General features: G+C 58.4%; 1 pseudogene. It reads left to right on the forward strand.

Going from position 1 to position 375, the window contains the following annotated elements:
* Positions 1 to 150 (forward strand): annotated as a pseudogene (locus tag AC1DLB_RS32385) (hypothetical protein); the annotation flags it as partial.
* Positions 151 to 375 lie beyond the last annotated feature (225 nt).

A 375-nucleotide genomic window follows, 5' to 3' on the forward strand; every position in this document is an offset into this window, starting at 1 on the left:
CGGGAACACTTGCGCGGCAAGGCGACGGTGCAGTTGTTCGGCCTGGGCGTGCATTCGGTAATCGATCATCTGGGCGAGCTCGACACCTGCGGGAACACTTGCGCGGCAAGGCGACGGTGCAGTTGTTCGGCCTGGGCGTGCATTCGGTAATTGCGCGCGAGTGGATTAATCTAAAGGTCAGCCATAGACCTTTTGGCGCGCCGCTGCGGGGCGAAAAGCCCTGACTGAGATCATGCAGGTTGCGCGCGAGTGGATTAATCTAAAGGTCAGCCATAGACCTTTTGGCGCGCCGCTGCGGTCTATGCCAGTGCCTATTGATAAAAGGAAGAACGCCATGCCCGCCCGCGAACTGCAAGATCAGCTCAATAAACTGCG

The sequence above is a fragment of the Pseudomonas sp. 05N434 genome, assembly GCF_056396965.1.